Raw genomic sequence first — 17,478 nt, forward strand, 5'->3', positions numbered from 1 at the left:
AAAAAAAGCCCCCACCGAGGTGGGGGCATGCAAGCATTGGTAGGTTTTACCTTTAGGCTGCGCCGATCATCTTGCGCAGCACGTAGTGAAGGATACCACCGTGGCGGTAGTAAGCCAGCTCGTTTACCGTATCAATTCGGCACTTGGCATCAACGGTGCGTTCCCCATCGGCAGTTTTGATGACTACCTTCACCGTGCCGCCCGGCGTGAGATCGCTTAAACCCGCAATCGAAATCTCTTCGTCGCCGGTCAATTTTAGCGTTTGGCGGCTTTCACCTTCCGCAAACTGCAGCGGTACAACGCCCATGCCGATTAGGTTGGAGCGGTGAATACGCTCGAAGGATTCGGCAATCACTGCGCGCACGCCCAGCAGGCGCGTACCCTTGGCAGCCCAGTCTCGCGAGGAGCCGGTGCCGTACTCTTTACCGGCAATAACGACTAGCGGTTTACCTTCCTCTTTGTACTTCATGGCCGCATCGTAAATAGCCATCTGTTCGCCACTGGGCACATGGCGAGTCTCACCACCGACGACGCCATCAAGCATCTCGTTTTTGATACGAACGTTAGCGAAAGTACCGCGCATCATGACTTCATGGTTGCCACGGCGTGAACCGTAAGAGTTGAAGTCGACAGGCTTGACGCCGTTTTCTTGCAAGTAGCGGCCTGCAGGGCTGTCGGGTTTAATGGCACCGGCAGGGGAAATGTGGTCGGTGGTCACCGAGTCACCCAGCATCGCTAGCACGCGGGCGCTGTGTACGTCTTCGATGGCATCCGGCTCACGGCCCATGCCTTCAAAGAACGGCGGGTGCTGGATGTAGGTGGATTCAGGCCACTGATAGACCTTACTTTTCGAAACGCTGATCGCTTTCCAGACATCATCGCCCTCAAACACCGCACCGTATTCTTTACGGAACATATCGGTGTTGACCTTCTCGACGGCAGTGGCAATCTCAGCCTGAGTCGGCCAAATGTCTTTGAGATAGACGGGCTCACCATTGCTATCTTGTCCTAGCGGTTCCTTGGTAAGGTCGCGCTGCACGTTGCCGGCCAGTGCATAGGCAACAACCAGGGGGGGCGATGCAAGCCAGTTGGTTTTTACCAGCGGATGAACGCGGCCTTCGAAGTTACGGTTGCCGGAAAGCACCGACGCGACAGCAAGGTCGCCGGTGTTAATCGCCTGCTCAATCTCATCGGCAAGAGGGCCTGAGTTGCCGATACAGGTTGTGCATCCGTAGCCGACCAGGTTAAAGCCTAGGGCGTCCAAGTCCTCATTTAAGCCCGCGGCGGCTAGGTAGTCGGTGACTACTTTAGAACCCGGTGCCAGTGAGGTCTTCACCCATGGCTGGGTGGTTAATCCTTTTTCGCGAGCCTTACGTGCCAGCAGCCCCGCCGCCATCATAACGCTTGGGTTTGAAGTGTTCGTGCACGACGTAATGGCTGCAATGACCACCGCGCCAGGGTCAAGACTGAAGTCGCGATCATTCAGCTTAACGGCTTGGCTGGTGTCATCTTTGAAGCTGCGCTCTACGCCCACGGCGGTTTGGCCACCTTCAGAAGAGAACTTGCCCTTCTCTGTAGCGCTTGCCTTCGTATCTTCCTGCATGAACTTACCAAAGGCCGACGCCATGTCTTGTAGCGCCACGCGGTCCTGAGGGCGTTTGGGGCCGGCAAGGCTAGCGACTACCTCTGTCATATCTAACTGCAGGGCATCGGTGAATATCGGCTCATCGTTGGGCTCGCGCCATAGGCCCTGGGCTTTGCTGTACGCCTCGACAAGCGCAACCTGGTCATCTTCGCGTCCGGTTAGACGCAAATAGTTCAGCGTTTCATCATCGACCGGGAAGAACCCGCAGGTAGCGCCGTATTCAGGCGCCATATTGGCGATAGTGGCACGATCGGCCAGCGGCAGGTCTTTCAAACCGTCGCCGTAGAACTCAACAAACTTACCCACTACGCCTTTTTTGCGCAGCATTTCAGTGACCGTCAGCACCAAATCGGTGGCGGTAATGCCTTCGCGCATCTTGCCAGTCAACTTAAAGCCAATCACTTCGGGAATCAGCATCGACACCGGCTGGCCGAGCATGGCTGCTTCGGCTTCAATGCCGCCCACGCCCCAGCCAAGCACGCCCAGGCCGTTAATCATCGTGGTGTGTGAGTCAGTGCCCACCAGCGTGTCAGGGTAAGCAAAGGACTTGCCGTCCTCTTCTTTGGTCCATACGGTTTTGCCCAAGTACTCCAGGTTCACCTGGTGGCAAATGCCGGTGCCGGGTGGCACAACGCGGAAGTTGTCAAAGGCCTGCTGGCCCCAGCGCAAAAACTCATAGCGCTCGCGGTTGCGCTGCATTTCAATATCGACGTTTTCTTGAAATGCGCCAGCGTTGCCGAAATTATCGACCATCACTGAGTGATCGATGACCAGATCGACAGGGGTCAGCGGATTGATCTTCGCAGGGTCTTCGTTAAGGCTTTCTACGGCGGCGCGCATGGAAGCTAAATCCACTACGCCGGGCACGCCGGTAAAGTCCTGCATTAATACGCGCGCGGGGCGATAACCTATTTCGCGGCTAGATTTGCCTTCGGCCTGCCAGTCGACCAAGGCCTGCATGTCTTCTTCGGCTACGCTCTCGTCATCGGCGAAGCGCAGCTGGTTTTCGAGTAGAATCTTGAGCGTTTTGGGCAGCCGATCGATGTTGCCGAGCACCCCGGCCGCTTGGGGGAGGCTGTAGTAGTGATACGTGGTGCTGCCAACCTCTAAGGTACTTAGCGTATCAGGTATCTTGCTCATGCCATTCTCCTCTTGTTGCTGAGCGTTTAGCTCAACGTGACGGTCACGGTCTTTCTTTATAGTATGGCTTACCATAGTAATAATACATGGGTGTTTGCACAGTTGCTTTCAAGGTTTATTCGCCTAATAGCCTATGGCAAACCTTGCAATAGCTTGTACTTGACGCCATTTCAGGCAGACTCTCTGCCAAATTGTTTGCATAGCTATTGTTTACACGGCTATCGATAAAGCTATCAGTTAAGTCTCTAGAAGGTGGTGTCATGGAAACTCGTCATGAGCGTTTGATTATTCTTGGGTCCGGCCCGGCTGGCTACACGGCCGCCGTTTACGCCGCCCGGGCAAACTTGAAGCCGTTATTGATCACCGGTATTCAAGCCGGCGGGCAGCTAACGACGACGACCGACGTGGATAATTGGCCGGGTGACGCTCAGGGTGTTCAGGGCCCAGAATTGATGGAACGCATGCAGCAGCATGCTGAACGCTTCAATACGGAAGTACTGTTCGACCATATCAATGAGGTCAGTTTAGGCGAAAAACCGTTTACGTTGAAAGGCGATAGCGGCCTTTATACCTGTGATGCGCTGATTGTGGCGACCGGTGCCAGCGCGCGTTATCTGGGGCTGCCCACTGAGCAGCAGTTTATGGGCCAGGGCGTTTCTGCCTGCGCTACCTGCGATGGTTTTTTCTATCGTAACCAAGAAGTCATTGTGGTGGGTGGCGGTAACACTGCCGTGGAAGAGGCGCTGTACCTTTCCAATATCGCTTCCAAGGTGACGCTGGTGCATCGCCGCGACACCCTGCGCGCGGAAAAAATCTTGCAAGACAAGCTGTTTGAGAAAGCCGAGGCGGGCAAAATCGCGCTTGAGTGGTTCCAGGAGGTCGAGGAGGTGCTGGGCGATAACTCGGGCGTCACCGGTATTCGCGTTAAATCCACCAAAGATGGTTCAAGCAAAGAAATTCATGCGCCAGGTTTGTTCATTGCGATTGGTCATAGCCCTAATACCGGCATCTTTGCGGGCCAGTTAACGATGAATGGCGGCTATATCAAAGTGAATTCCGGATTGGAAGGTAATGCGACCGCCACCAGTATACCGGGCGTATTTGCCTGCGGTGATGTCATGGATCACATTTACCGCCAAGCCATTACCTCTGCGGGCAGTGGTTGCATGGCGGCACTGGATGCCGAGCGTTACCTAGACGGTATTGCCGGGTAATCTTTCCCTGCATGATGAGGCGGCTAACAACCGATAGGCGCTTCATCAATCCTCAGCCGCCCTAGCTGGCTGAGCACCAGCTTTTGACCCTGAGCGCCTTCGACGCGGTGGCCAGCACAAACGGTAAAGCTGCCATTGAAGCCGCTGGTATAGCCCATCGGGTCGTAGCGTATGCGCGACCAGCCGCGGCTGTAAGTCACCTGTGTGTTCTGCTGAAAAGGAACAATACGCAGGATGTCTTGAGCTTGAATGTCATCTGTGTCACTCCCGCGCACAATTATTAGCTCACCGGCCCAGTCGTTATTACAGGCGCTGCGGTCGCCAGCCGTGGGGCAGACCGTGATATGGCTGCGTTGGCTAATCGCGGTATTGCGTGCTAAAGAAAACGTGCTCTGTAGTCGATTAACCTCGCTTGCTTGTGCGGATCGTTCGCCCAGTGCTTGAAAGCGCGGCACTCCCCAGACGCTAATAATACCCACCAGCAGCAGTGTGACGAGAAGTTCAAACAGCGTAAATCCACCTTCAAGTGAGGTGTGTATTTTGATCTGGTCTTCGCTCATCGCCGACTCCCCACTTGACCCTGTTAACGCCCGCGCTATGCTCACTGTCCGTTGCCAGCAGCGAATCTCTTAAGCTCATAGGTCACACTAGGCGTCGCTGAGCATTTTTTATGTAAGCCAAAACGGATATTTTTGTGAGCGATTTCTTAATTATTGGTGGCGGCGTCATCGGCATGATGACGGCGTTGCAATTAGCCGATGCTGGCCAGCAAGTAACGCTGGTTGAGCGCGGCGAGTGCGGGAAAGAGGCTTCATGGGCCGGCGGAGGCATTGTGTCGCCGCTTTATCCATGGCGCTACGACACGGCGGTGTCGCAGCTGTCACGCTGGTCTGAAGGCGTTTACCCCTCTTTAGCACTGCGACTGTTGGAAGAAACCGGTATCGATCCTGAGTATCGCCAAAAAGGGCTGCTGTATCTGAACGTGGACGATGCTGAGGACGCGCTGAACTGGGCGCGGGAGCTGGGCAAGCCCCTCGAAAGGGTGGGAAAAGGCTTTGTCGGCCATAAAGAACCCGGCGTTGCGATGGCAGCCGACAGCGCGCTGTGGATGCCGACGCTGGGCAGCGTGCGCAACCCACGCTTAGCTAAAGCGCTGAAAACCCGTCTAGCAGCGATGCCTAATGTCACGCTGCGCGAGCAGTGCGACGTCAGTGGGTTTAGTGATAGCAATGGGCAGGTAGATGGCGTTGTCTCTTCCCATGGGCTATTGAAGGCTGAGCGCATTGTGGTATGCGGCGGCGCCTGGGCAGCTCAGCTGTTAGCGCAGCTAGAGGTGCGGCTACCGGTAAGACCGGTGAAAGGGCAGATGATCGCTTATCAGGCACCCAAAGGCTTGGTGCGGCGCGTAGTATTAAAAGACGGTCGCTATATCATTCCGCGCGCAGACGGCCTGCTGCTAGTGGGCTCGACACTGGAAGAGGCGGGCTTTGATAAGACCACCGACGAGGCGGCGCTCGCCTCATTAAAGCAGAGCGCAGAGGCGATGGTGCCCGCCTTGGCAAGCTGCCCGGTGGCGAATCAGTGGGCCGGGCTACGCCCTGGCTCCCCTGACGGCGTACCCTTTATTGGCGCACTGCCTGAGCGGCCTAACGTGTTCGTCAATGCCGGGCATTATCGCAATGGTTTAGTGTTAGCACCGGCCTCGACCCATTTACTCGTTGACCAGTTGTTAGGCCGCACGCCGCTGGTAGACCCGGCGCCTTATCAGCTTACGCCCGCACGGCTGGCCGCGATTTAAGGTGTGCTGTCTTTATTTTGCTGCTCTTGCAAAAAACGGTCGCGATGGGCGCTAGAACAGAACCACTGCTCTTGGTCACGTAGCGCTTCTTGTTCGGGAACGTGGACTTCGCACCAGCGGCAGCGCACCATTTCGCCACCTTCATGACGGTTGATTTTGTTACTCTGCACCTGATGGTCGAGTTTGCGTTGACGGTAGAGGCCGTAAAGCTTTAAACCGACATAGAATAGAACGGCGAAGATAATCAGCCGAATGATCAAGAGGTTCATCCTTTTGTGTCTCCCGAAGCAGGGATGGAGGTGGTGAGTGTGTCGCGCGGCCTTTGCTAGCTGGCGGCCCTTGCGGGACAATGCCGTATGACGGTGCAACCCTATTCTTAAGATTCTCAAGAGATTTTGATGCCCATGCAAGACTTAACGCTGGTAATGGCCCAACTCGATCCTTTGGTCGGGGATATTCCCGGCAACGCCGCGCGTGCCATTGAAGCCGTGCGCGAAGCGCGAATTGAGCATGGGGCGGATATTGTGGTCTTTCCGGAGCTTTTTTTGTCGGGTTATCCGCCGGAAGATTTACTGCTGCGCCCCTCAATGGAAACACGCCTACGCGAAGCTCGCGCTTTAATGGCGTCGAAAATCTCCCGCGATGTGCTGGTGATTATCGGCTATCCAGGCGTACGCGAAGGGCAGTGTTATAACCTGGCTGGGGTGCTTTACAACGGTCAGTGGGAAGCTGAGTACGCCAAGCAGGCGCTGCCTAACTATCAGGTGTTTGACGAGCAGCGCTATTTCACGCCCGGCACACAGCCGCTGGTCTATGAGCACAAGGGCGCTCGATTAGGCATCTTGATCTGCGAAGACCTGTGGGATGGTGCGCCGGTCAAGGCCACGACTCAGGCGGGTGCTGAAGTGCTGATTACGCTGAATGCCTCGCCTTATCACCAGGACAAGCCCGCCGAGCGGCTGCGCTTATTGGAGCAGCACGCCCAAGACGTTAAGCGCCCGATTGTGTATGTGAATACCATAGGCGGCCAGGACGAGCTGGTCTTTGATGGCGGCTCTTGCTGCGTTAACGCCAGCGGTGAGCTGCAGGTGTTAGCGCCGTATTGGCAGGCTGGCTTGATGCCGATTCAGTTTTTACAAACCAGTGCCATGGTATGGGAGCCTCAGCCCGGCGAGATTGATCCTGAAGCGGCACCGGAAGAAAGCCTTTACTGCGCGCTGGTCACCGGTCTGCGCGATTATGTCAACAAAAGTGGTTTTGAGGGGGTCGTGCTGGGGCTTTCCGGCGGCATTGATTCCGCGCTCTCGCTAGCCATTGCGGTCGATGCTCTGGGCCCTCAGCGGGTGCAGGCGGTGATGATGCCTTATCATTACACGGCAGACATCTCCAAACAGGACGCTGCCGAGCAGGCCAACTTGCTAGGTGTGCACTACGAAGTTCTGCCGATTGAACCCATGGTCGAGGCGTTTATGGGGACGCTGGCGGAGAGCTTTGCAGGTACCGAACGGGACACGACGGAAGAAAACCTGCAGTCGCGCTGTCGTGGCGTGCTGCTCATGGCACTTTCGAATAAGAAAGGCCTGATGGTACTGACCACCGGTAACAAGAGCGAAATGGCGGTGGGCTACGCGACGCTATACGGCGATATGGTGGGTGGCTATAACGCAATTAAAGACGTGTATAAAACCTGGGTGTATCGTCTGGCTCGCTGGCGCAATACTCAGTCGCCGGCGATTCCGGCGCGTGTGATTGAGCGCCCGCCTAGCGCAGAGCTGGCGCCCGATCAGCAGGACAGCGACTCGTTGCCGGACTACGATGTTCTGGACGCGATCTTGGTCAACTACATCGAAGGCGATATGAGTGCGGAGGCGATCATCGCCGCCGGGTTCGATCATGAAGATGTGTATAAAGTCGTTAAACTCGTCGATCGCTGTGAGTATAAGCGTCGCCAGGCACCTATTGGTGTTCGCGTCACGCCACGAGGCTTTGGCCGCGACCGCCGCTATCCGATTGTGAATGGATGGCAGCCCGGCGATTAGGCCGGGCGTTTTTAAGCATTGCTGAGTAAGAAAACCAAAAAACCACGCCGAGGCGTGGTTTTTTAGTTTTTGAAAAACGTTTTTGAAAAACGTCATTCAAAGACGTCGTTCACGAAGCCTTTACGGTTCGTTAGTCGCTCTTTTTCACGTGCTTGGGCACGAAACGATTGCCCTGCAGCTGTTCGTGATCGGGCGCGTTCTCACGCAGCACCGCGAGCACTTCACTGGCGCGATCATCCATATCCAGCCCTTGATAGCCTTCTACCATCGTGGCTAGGGCGTCGCGAGTGGCGCTGGACTCAGGATAGTTTTCGATTACCCAGCGGCCACGCTCAACGGCGGCTAAATAAGCCCCGCGGCGTAGGTAGTAATCTGCGACGTGCAGCTCGTGCCGGGCCATCAGTTCACGCAGGTAAACAATACGCTGCTGAGCATCGGGCGCGTATTCACTTTGCGGGTGGCGCTGAATCAACTCACGGAAATCATTATAGGCATCCCGTGAGGCGCCCAGGTCACGCTTTGAGATATCAATTAAGCGCAGACGCTCTAAGCTGAAACGACCCGCTTGCCACGCGGAAAGACCACGCAGGTAGTAGGCGTAATCTACTTGTGGGTGGTCGGGGTGCAGGCGAATAAAGCGGCTAGCCGCCGCACGCGCTTCTTCCCAGTTGCTGTTTTCGTAGTAGGCATAGACCAACTCAAGCTGTGCCTGCTCGGCATGCGCACCAAACGGATAGCGAGTATCCAGTGCTTCTAAACGGTCTATCGCAATCGGGTAGCGATTACTGTCTAGAGCCGTACGAGCAAGTTCATACAGCTCGCGTTCTTGTACCCCAGCAAACTCATCTGGCTCTTCATCGCTGGTGTCATTACTTGCACAGCCCGCTAGCAGGGTAAGGCTTAGGGCTAGAGCACCAAAGCGGTTGGCAGCTGAAAAAACGCGCATCATCATCCTCGTTGCAAACAAGCCTCAATCACCAAAAAAGCGGCGATGGCCGTGATAGTATAGGTCGCAGTCCACCCACTATAAAACACCTCGGCCTAAAACGCAGGCTTAGCGACGTTTCGCCGGGTGTCGTTGTTGAAAATAGTGCCATGCTTTAGCTAAATTTTTGCGTCAGGCTAGGGTTTTTGCGTTTTAAAGAGGTTTTTCATGTCTCGAATAGTTGAAGACACGCAGCGCGTGCCCGCCTCTTTAGCCGGTGCGCGTTTAGACCAAGCGGCGGCTGAGTTGTTCAGCGATTATTCCCGCGAGCGCTTAAAAGCGTGGATTAATAGCGGGGAGTTAACGGTAGATGGCGCTCAGCTCAAGCCGAAAGCCAAACTGCATGGCTATGAAGTGCTGGCTCTGCAGGCGACCATTGAAGAAGATACGCGCTTTGAAGCCCAGAATATCCCCCTAGATGTCGTCTATGAAGACGATACCATGATGGTGATTAATAAAGCCGCCGGCATGGTGGTACACCCAGCGGCGGGTAATCCTGACGGCACGCTGCTCAATGCGCTGCTTTATCATCATCCGGCCATTGCTCAAGTGCCCCGTGCAGGCATCGTACACCGCCTGGACAAAGACACCACGGGACTGATGATGGTGGCCAAGACGCTGCCTGCGCAAACGGCGCTGGTTGAGCAGATGCAGGCGCGCAGCGTGTCACGCCAGTACGATGCAGTGGTGATTGGCAAGCCGGTTTCAGGCAGCACCATTGATGCGCCGATTGGACGTCATCCGAAAGATCGCAAGCGCCAGGCGGTGACGACGGCGGGCAAGCCAGCCATCACGCATTTTCGCGTGGTTGAGCGGTTTCGCGCCCACACACATGTTCGCTGCAAGTTAGAAACGGGGCGTACTCACCAAATTCGTGTTCACATGGCGCACGCCCGCTACCCCCTAGTGGGAGACCCCATGTACGGTGGTCGCGCCAAGCTGCCACCTGGGGCAGCTGAGCCTTTGAAGGAAATCCTGCGCGAGTTTCCCCGTCAGGCATTGCATGCGCGAAAATTAATTTTCAAGCACCCGGTAAGTGGCGAAACCTTAACGTTTCAGGTGGATCTTCCCGATGATTTGTTAATGTTGCTGGACTACCTGCGTGAAGATAACGAGACCATGAGATGAGCGATGCCATTGATTTACGGCCCACGCTGCTAATCCCAGACTGGCCCGCGCCGGCCAACGTACGTGCTTTTGTCACCACGCGTGAGGCAGGGCCTAGTCAAGATGACTTTGCCGCTTTTAATCCTGCCGCTCACGTTGGCGACAACCCCGACCACGTGGCGCTGTGTCGCCGGCTGTTGCAAAAAGAGATAGGCGATGAGCGGCCGCTGCTATGGCTCAATCAAACCCATGGCGCGCGCGTTCAGCAGGGTTATCAACCGGCAGTGCCGGGCGTTGAAGCGCCCGATGCAGACGCGGCGCTCACGACCACCAGTGAGTACGCCTGTGTCGTATTGACAGCTGACTGCTTGCCGGTGATGTTTTGTAATCGTGCGGGTACTCAGGTAGCAGTTGCTCACGCAGGATGGCGAGGTTTAGCCGGGGGCGTTTTAGAAGCGACCATTGCGGCCATGAATACCGACCCTGATGATATTTTGGTGTGGCTAGGCCCCGCTATTTCTAATGCCCAGTTTGAAGTGGGGCCTGAGGTGTACGGCGCTTTTGTCGCTGTTCATCCTGATACGGCTGAAGCCTTTGATCACAGCCCTTATCGGCTGGGTCATTACATGGCCGACCTATATCGGCTGGCGCGTTTTCGGTTAGAGGCATTAGGCATTACCCACATCAGCGGCGGTCATTTCTGTACCGCCTGCGAGTCACGTTTTTACTCTTATCGTCGCGATGGCGGCAAAACAGGTCGCATGGCCAGTGTGATTTGGATCGACTAGCGTTTATTAAAGATTTAATAAGTCAGCGGTTTGTTAATCTACCTCTTGAAAAGCGCAGAAATGACGCCATTTAACTTGTCAAGCTAAAAATTATTAGCACGTCTAACGACACGTTAACGGGTTACGCGGTGCGTCCAAACGCACGGCAACCCCAGGAGGAACGCCATGCGTTTTGATAAATTTACCGCCAAGCTCCAAAGCGCTATTGCCCAAGCGCAGTCGCTTGCCGTTGGCCGCGGCCATAATCAGCTAGACCCTGCGCATTTGCTGCTTGCCCTGCTCGACACCAAAGACACCGGTATTAAAGCGCTGATTGAGAAAGCCGAAGGCAATAGTGCGCGTCTGCGCGACGGTTTAGTGCAGCAGCTGGATAATTTGCCGAAGGTAGGACAGTTCGACGGCGAAGTGCAGCCATCGCGCGATTTCATCAAGCTCTTCAACTTAACGGATCGCGAAGCGCAAAAGCGCGGCGACCAGTTTATTGCCAGCGAGCTTGTGTTGCTTGCGGCGCTAGAAATGAATTCGCCTCTTACTAAGCTGCTCAAAGACGTTGGGATTAATCGTAAAACTCTTGAGACGGCGATTAACAGCCTGCGAGGCGGCGCTACGGTCGATGATCCGAATGCGGAAGACCAGCGTGAAGCGCTCAATAAGTACACGATGGACCTTACTCAGCGGGCGCTGGATGGCAAGCTCGACCCTGTCATTGGCCGCGACGATGAGATTCGCCGCACTATCCAAGTGTTACAGCGGCGCACTAAAAACAATCCTGTGCTCATCGGTGAGCCGGGCGTGGGTAAAACCGCCATTGTCGAAGGGTTGGCGCAGCGTATCGTCAACGGCGAAGTGCCTGAAGGCTTAAAAGATAAACGCGTGCTGTCGCTGGATATGGGCTCACTGTTAGCCGGAGCCAAATTCCGTGGTGAATTCGAAGAGCGTCTGAAGTCCGTACTTAAAGAGCTCTCCCAGGAAGAAGGGCGGGTCATTCTGTTTATCGATGAGCTGCACACCATGGTCGGCGCTGGCAAAGCGGAAGGCGCGATGGATGCGGGCAATATGCTTAAGCCCGCACTGGCGCGTGGTGAGCTGCACTGCGTCGGCGCTACCACGCTTGATGAGTACCGTAAGTACATTGAAAAAGATGCCGCGCTGGAGCGTCGCTTTCAGAAAGTCTTGGTCGATGAGCCTTCGGAAGAAGATACCGTGGCGATTTTGCGTGGCCTAAAAGAGCGCTACGAAGTTCACCACGGGGTGGATATTACCGATTCCGCGATCATTGCGGCGGCTAAGCTATCGACGCGCTATATCACTGATCGCCAGCTGCCCGATAAAGCTATCGACTTGATCGATGAGGCCGCCTCGCGTATTCGCATGGAGCTGGACTCCAAGCCAGAAGCAATGGATCGTCTTGATCGGCGCCTGATTCAGCTCAAAATGGAGCGTGAGGCGCTGAAGAAAGAGACCGATGACGCGTCTAAAAAGCGCCTCGAAGCCCTCAATAATCAGATCCATGAGTTAGAGCGCGAGTACGCTGACCTGGATGAAATCTGGAAGGCGGAAAAGGCTAGCATTCAAGGTGCCGCCCAGTTCAAGGCTGAGCTTGAGCAAGTGCGCCTTGACCTTGAGCAGGCGCGCCGCCAGGGCGATCTTGGCCGTATGTCGGAAATTCAGTACGGCAAAATCCCTGAGCTTGAGAAAAAAATTGCTGAAAGCAGTGAGGGCGAAGCCGATACCTCAAGCCATCAGCTGTTGCGCTCTAATGTCACCGAAGAAGAAATCGCGGAAGTCGTGTCGCGCTGGACGGGTATTCCTGTCTCGAAAATGCTCGAAGGTGAGCGCGATAAATTGCTACGCATGGAAGACGCGCTGCATGAACGTGTCATTGGCCAGGACGAAGCCGTAGAGGCTGTGGCTAATGCCGTGCGTCGCTCTAGAGCCGGGCTTTCGGACCCCAATCGACCCAACGGTTCGTTTTTATTCCTCGGCCCCACCGGGGTGGGTAAAACCGAGCTGTGTAAGTCCCTGGCGAACTTCTTGTTCGATACCGAAGACGCGATGGTGCGTATCGATATGTCAGAGTTTATGGAGAAGCACTCCGTGGCTCGTTTAATCGGTGCGCCTCCGGGCTATGTGGGCTATGAAGAAGGCGGCTACTTAACCGAAGCCGTGCGTCGTAAGCCTTATTCCGTGCTGCTGCTAGATGAGGTGGAAAAAGCGCATCCCGATGTCTTCAATATATTGCTGCAGGTGTTGGAAGATGGCCGTTTAACCGATGGTCAGGGTCGCACAGTGGATTTTCGCAATACCGTGATCGTCATGACGTCCAATATGGGTTCGGACATTATTCAGCGCATGGGCGGTGATACTGGCGCCGATACAGAAAGTTCTGATAAAAATAGTTCTGATGAAGACAGTCGCTATGAATTGATGAAGAACATGGTGATGGAGGTGGTGGGTAATCACTTCCGGCCTGAGTTGATCAATCGTATCGACGAAGTGGTCGTATTTCATGCGCTGGGGCAAGAGCAGATTCAGGCCATTGCCGGTATTCAGTTAGAGCGCTTGAAGCTGCGCCTTGCCGAACATGAGTTGAAGCTTGAGATCAGTGACGATGCTATGGCTCAGCTAGCGGTGGTGGGTTTTGACCCTGTGTATGGCGCGCGGCCGCTTAAGCGGGCAATTCAGCGGCGTATTGAAAATCCGCTGGCGCAGGACCTGCTGGCCGGTAAGTTTACGCCGGGCGATACCATTCATATTGCGGCGGAAGACGGAAAACTGGTGTTTGTCTAACCATAAATGCCGCTACTGGCGCGCAATTGAATAAGCAAAAAGCCCCTTCGGCATGGCTGACGGGGCTTTTTTAATGGCTTACGGCGACGTTTGTTGCGTTTGACCTGATCGGAGGTTGACACGCTGAGGGTGCTAATGGAATCTTATCGGTTCCTGATTTGCGGGCGCGGACTTAACGGGCAACCCCTCATCCCCGCGCGATGGGTAGGCAAAAGCCTTTACCCGCCGAAGGACTTCCAGGCTCGAGCTAACCGCTCAGCCTGGCCAACGCCCCAGCGCGGCAAACCGCCGTGCAAGGGAACAGCTGATTTTTGTTGCCATTAAGCAGCGTTTCCGATGAGAGTGCAGGCCCTAACCGGGCCACATGCCAGGGTTTGGCATCAGGTGCCGGCATTGGCCGGCAGCGGCATACCGCCGCACTCGACACCGTGCCCATGTGGGTACGGCTCGCACTCGAGACCTCTAGGGGAGAAATACAGTGGAACTGCTTTCCGGCGCAGATATGATCGCCCGCTTCTTGCAAGATGAGGGCATCGAACACATTTATGGTTACCCCGGCGGTGCAGCGCTGCATATTTATGATGCGCTATTTCGTCAGGACAAAGTGAAGCACATTTTAGTGCGTCATGAACAAGCGGCCACTCACGCCGCTGATGGCTACGCTCGTGCCTCGGGTAAGCCCGGCTGCGTGCTGGTTACGTCAGGCCCTGGGGCGACCAACGCCGTGACCGGTATTGCCACCGCCTATATGGACTCAATTCCCATGGTGGTGCTGTGCGGCCAGGTTGCCAGCCACCTGATTGGTGAAGATGCTTTCCAGGAAACGGATATTGTCGGGGTAACGCGGCCTATCGTGAAGCATAGCTTCTCGATTCGTCATCCTTCTGAAATTCCGGAAGTGCTCAAAAAAGCGTTTTATTTAGCCGCCACTGGCCGTCCTGGTCCTGTCGTGGTTGATATCCCCAAAGATATGACCGCGCCGACCGAGCGCTACGAGTACATCTATCCTAAAAAGGTCAAGATGCGCTCGTACAACCCCGTCACACGTGGCCATGCTGGGCAGATCAAAAAAGCCGTGGAGCTAATGCTCAAGGCCAAGCGGCCGGTGTTTTATACCGGCGGTGGTGTGGTAGCCGGCAAAGCCAGCGATGGCCTAACTGACCTGGTTAAACAACTGGGTTATCCGATTACTACGACGCTGATGGGCATTGGTTCGTACCCCCAGAGTGATCAGCAGTGTTTGGGCTGGCTGGGCATGCACGGTTCGTATGAGTCCAATATGGCCATGCACCATGCCGACCTGATCATTGCCATCGGAGCGCGTTTTGATGACCGCGTGACCAACAGCACATCAAAGTTCTGCCCGACAGCCAAAATTATTCACGTTGACGTTGATCCAAGCTCTATCTCTAAAACGGTGCGTGCCGATGTGCCCATCGTTGGGCCTGCGCTTAGTGTTATCAATGAGATGATTAGCCTGGTGCAAGGGCAGAAAATTGCTCACCCAGAGGCGCTCACCGATTGGTGGCAAAAAATTGATGGCTGGCGTGCCGATCGTGTCGGCAAACTTTATGAGCCTTCAAAACCCGGCGAGGCGCTTAAGCCGCAGGAAGTCGTTGAGGCCCTCTGCCGCGTTACGCGAGGCGAGGCTTATGTGACGACGGACGTTGGTCAGCACCAGATGTTTGCAGCCCAGTATTACAAGTTTGATAAACCTAACCGGCTCATTACCTCGGGTGGGTTAGGCACTATGGGCTTTGGTTTTCCTGCCGCGATGGGGGTCAAACAGAATTTTCCGGAAAGCGACGTTGTCTGCGTGACCGGTGAAGGCAGTTTTCAGATGATGATGCAGGAGCTCTCCACCTGTAAGCAGTATGGTGTAGGCGTTAAAATCGTCAATCTGAATAATGCGTCGCTTGGCATGGTGCGCCAATGGCAGGATTTGAACTACAAATCTCGCCACGCACACTCCTATATGGAATCGCTCCCCGATTTTCATATGCTGATTGAAGCGTATGGGTTTACGGCGATTACGGTGACCACGATTGCAGAGCTTGAGCCCGCGCTAGAGCGTGCGTTTGCTGACAAGCATGAGCTGGTGTTCCTTGACGTGAAGGTCGACCCTTTTGAGCACGTCTATCCGATGCAGGTGCCGTTAGGCGCTATGCGCGACATGCTGCTGTCTAAAACGGAGCGTACCTGATGCGTCATATCATCTCGATTCTGATGGAGAACGAGCCGGGTGCGCTGTCACGTGTGGTCGGGCTGTTCTCTCAGCGTAATTTCAACATTGAAACGCTTAACGTAGCGCCGACGGAAGATCCCTCGCTTTCGCGCTTAACGGTTACGACCATAGGCGATGACCGTGTGGTTGAACAGATCACTAAGCATCTTAATAAGCTGATTGATGTGGTGAAGTTGGTGGACCTTACTGAAGGCAACCACATTGAGCGTGAGCTGATGCTGGTGAAAGTGAAAGCGCTGGGAGCAGCACGCGATGAGGTAAAGCGTACAGTGGATATTTTTCGCGCGCAGATCGTCGACGTTACGCCCAGCCTGTATACCGTGCAGATTACGGGCGATGCGGGCAAGCTTGATGCGTTCCTGCAGGCAATGGCACCCGTGGGTATTCTCGAAGTTGCGCGTACCGGCGTTTCGGGCATCGCCCGCGGTGACAAGGTTTTATCGCTCTAAGCGCCAGTAGCGCGATAAGTAAGCAAAGAACGCCGCTTCCATGATTTGACTGGGGCGGCGTTTTTTTATGGGCGGCTTTTGCGCTTCTGTTTGCCGGTGCCTAGTTGCAATTGGCTGGCTGAGTGCCATTCACCGTGTAGAATGAAAGCCAACACTGTTCCCGTGATTTCACTTTTAATGGATGAAACCTATGACACAGGACGCTCGCGATCAACAGCACCCAGGCTCGAGTGAGCCAGCCGCAGGACTAGGCAAGGAGAGTTCAGATCTGGATCAGTCCAGCCCGGCACAGCCTGGCGCTGACGAACATTCAGAGGGCGGTGGCAATGAAGATCTGGCGGCTGCTTTTCTGCGTGAAACCGAAGTGGTCGAAGAGGCGGTAGAAGACGGCAAGAAGATTCGCCGTAAAGGTATCTATCTACTACCCAACCTATTTACCACATCGGCACTGTTTGCTGGTTTCTTTGCCGTGGTTGCTGGCATTAATGGTGAATTTGCCTCGGCAGCCGTGGCGATTTTTATTGCGATGGTGCTAGATGGCTTGGATGGCCGTGTTGCACGCATGACCAATACGCAGAGCGAATTTGGGGCTGAGTACGATAGCCTGGCAGATATGATCTCGTTCGGCATGGCGCCTGCATTGGTCGCGTTTACGTGGATTCTGCAAGACATTGGTAAAACCGGCTGGGTGGTCGCTTTCCTTTACGTTGCCTGCGCTGCGCTGCGCCTTGCGCGCTTTAATGTCCAAATTGGTAGTGTCGATAAAAAATGGTTTATCGGTTTGCCAAGTCCGTCCGCCGCAGCGTTAGTCGCCGCTAGTGTCTGGACCTTCCATAGCTTTGACGCCGATGCGTTTGGTTTCAAGCTGCTGATGCTGGTCGTTGTGGCCGCCGCCGGCGTATTAATGGTAAGCAATATTCGCTATTACAGCTTTAAAGAGTTTGATGTACGTAAGCCGGTGCCTTTTGTGGTGCTGTTAGCCATCGTATTAGCCTTTGTGCTGATCTCGGTCGAGCCGTCAGTAATGCTGCTATTGCTGTTTGGTACCTACGTGGCATCAGGGCCTGTTTTAGCCATTATGCGCAAAGCAAAATCCAAGAGCTAAACCGGTCAGTCAGTTTTTATACTTATTTTCACCAGAGCCCTTGCCAACCCGGTAGCGAGTCCGTAAAGTACGCATCCGCTGCCGGGGACGCCTAGCGTTACCAGCGGTAGATGAAGGTGAAAATCTTCGGTTTGTCAGCAGGTTAGCGTTTTCAGGTCATCGAAAAATGTTTT

13 protein-coding genes are annotated in these 17,478 nt (G+C 54.9%); 9 read left to right on the plus strand and 4 right to left on the minus strand.

The features are described from left to right. Positions 1 to 52 precede the first annotated feature (52 nt). A complete protein-coding gene (gene acnA, locus ACT3RP_RS12485; protein WP_441686577.1) occupies positions 53 to 2,785 on the minus strand; it encodes an aconitate hydratase AcnA in 2,733 nt (910 codons plus the stop codon). A 260-nt stretch (positions 2,786 to 3,045) separates the two neighbouring features. Here acnA and trxB point away from each other — a divergent pair, with 260 nt between their 5' ends. Beyond that, a complete protein-coding gene (gene trxB, locus ACT3RP_RS12490) occupies positions 3,046 to 3,999 on the plus strand; it encodes a thioredoxin-disulfide reductase (protein ID WP_441686576.1) in 954 nt (317 codons plus the stop codon). 23 nt (positions 4,000 to 4,022) lie between these two features. Here trxB and ACT3RP_RS12495 read toward each other — a convergent pair whose 3' ends face one another. After that, positions 4,023 to 4,559, minus strand: coding sequence for a GspH/FimT family pseudopilin (locus ACT3RP_RS12495; protein WP_441686575.1), 537 nt, complete (start codon positions 4,557 to 4,559; stop codon positions 4,023 to 4,025). A gap of 134 nt (positions 4,560 to 4,693) precedes the next feature. Here ACT3RP_RS12495 and thiO point away from each other — a divergent pair, with 134 nt between their 5' ends. Continuing rightward, entirely contained in the window at positions 4,694 to 5,797 is a 1,104-nt protein-coding gene (gene thiO, locus ACT3RP_RS12500; protein ID WP_483393891.1) for a glycine oxidase ThiO, read from the plus strand. Here the strand turns inward: thiO and ACT3RP_RS12505 are convergent. Then, complete coding sequence (locus ACT3RP_RS12505) at positions 5,794 to 6,066, minus strand: PP0621 family protein (RefSeq protein WP_096277981.1); 273 nt, start codon at positions 6,064 to 6,066, stop codon at positions 5,794 to 5,796. The genes thiO and ACT3RP_RS12505 overlap by 4 nt on opposite strands. A gap of 135 nt (positions 6,067 to 6,201) precedes the next feature. Here ACT3RP_RS12505 and ACT3RP_RS12510 point away from each other — a divergent pair, with 135 nt between their 5' ends. Next, on the plus strand, positions 6,202 to 7,836 hold the full coding sequence (locus ACT3RP_RS12510) for an NAD+ synthase (RefSeq protein WP_096282278.1): 1,635 nt from the start codon (positions 6,202 to 6,204) through the stop codon (positions 7,834 to 7,836). 130 nt (positions 7,837 to 7,966) lie between these two features. Here ACT3RP_RS12510 and ACT3RP_RS12515 read toward each other — a convergent pair whose 3' ends face one another. Continuing rightward, positions 7,967 to 8,782, minus strand: coding sequence for an outer membrane protein assembly factor BamD (locus ACT3RP_RS12515; protein ID WP_192536289.1), 816 nt, complete (start codon positions 8,780 to 8,782; stop codon positions 7,967 to 7,969). A gap of 207 nt (positions 8,783 to 8,989) precedes the next feature. Between ACT3RP_RS12515 and rluD the strand changes: the two genes are divergently transcribed. The 6 genes from rluD to pssA all read left to right on the plus strand — a co-directional run bounded on the left by rluD (position 8,990) and on the right by pssA (position 17,305). After that, a complete protein-coding gene (rluD, locus tag ACT3RP_RS12520; RefSeq protein WP_441686762.1) occupies positions 8,990 to 9,949 on the plus strand; it encodes a 23S rRNA pseudouridine(1911/1915/1917) synthase RluD in 960 nt (319 codons plus the stop codon). After that, on the plus strand, positions 9,946 to 10,716 hold the full coding sequence (gene pgeF / locus ACT3RP_RS12525; protein WP_192536291.1) for a peptidoglycan editing factor PgeF: 771 nt from the start codon (positions 9,946 to 9,948) through the stop codon (positions 10,714 to 10,716). The genes rluD and pgeF overlap by 4 nt, the downstream gene beginning before the upstream one ends. 165 nt (positions 10,717 to 10,881) lie before the next feature. Further along, positions 10,882 to 13,506 carry an ATP-dependent chaperone ClpB gene (gene clpB, locus ACT3RP_RS12530; RefSeq protein ID WP_441686760.1) on the plus strand — a complete coding sequence of 875 codons (2,625 nt, stop codon included), beginning with the start codon at positions 10,882 to 10,884 and terminating at the stop codon, positions 13,504 to 13,506. 478 nt (positions 13,507 to 13,984) lie between these two features. Then, positions 13,985 to 15,709 (plus strand): acetolactate synthase 3 large subunit, encoded by a 1,725-nt coding sequence (locus ACT3RP_RS12535; protein ID WP_192536293.1) that lies wholly within the window; start codon positions 13,985 to 13,987, stop codon positions 15,707 to 15,709. Continuing rightward, entirely contained in the window at positions 15,709 to 16,200 is a 492-nt protein-coding gene (ilvN, locus tag ACT3RP_RS12540) for an acetolactate synthase small subunit (RefSeq protein ID WP_096277993.1), read from the plus strand. Before ACT3RP_RS12535 ends, ilvN begins: the two co-directional genes overlap by 1 nt. Positions 16,201 to 16,390: 190 nt before the next feature. Then, positions 16,391 to 17,305, plus strand: coding sequence for a CDP-diacylglycerol--serine O-phosphatidyltransferase (gene pssA / locus ACT3RP_RS12545; RefSeq protein ID WP_412767933.1), 915 nt, complete (start codon positions 16,391 to 16,393; stop codon positions 17,303 to 17,305). Positions 17,306 to 17,478 lie beyond the last annotated feature (173 nt).

Origin of the sequence: Halomonas sp. AOP5-B2-8, from assembly GCF_052376475.1 — a bacterium.
Lineage (GTDB): Bacteria > Pseudomonadota > Gammaproteobacteria > Pseudomonadales > Halomonadaceae > Vreelandella > Vreelandella casei.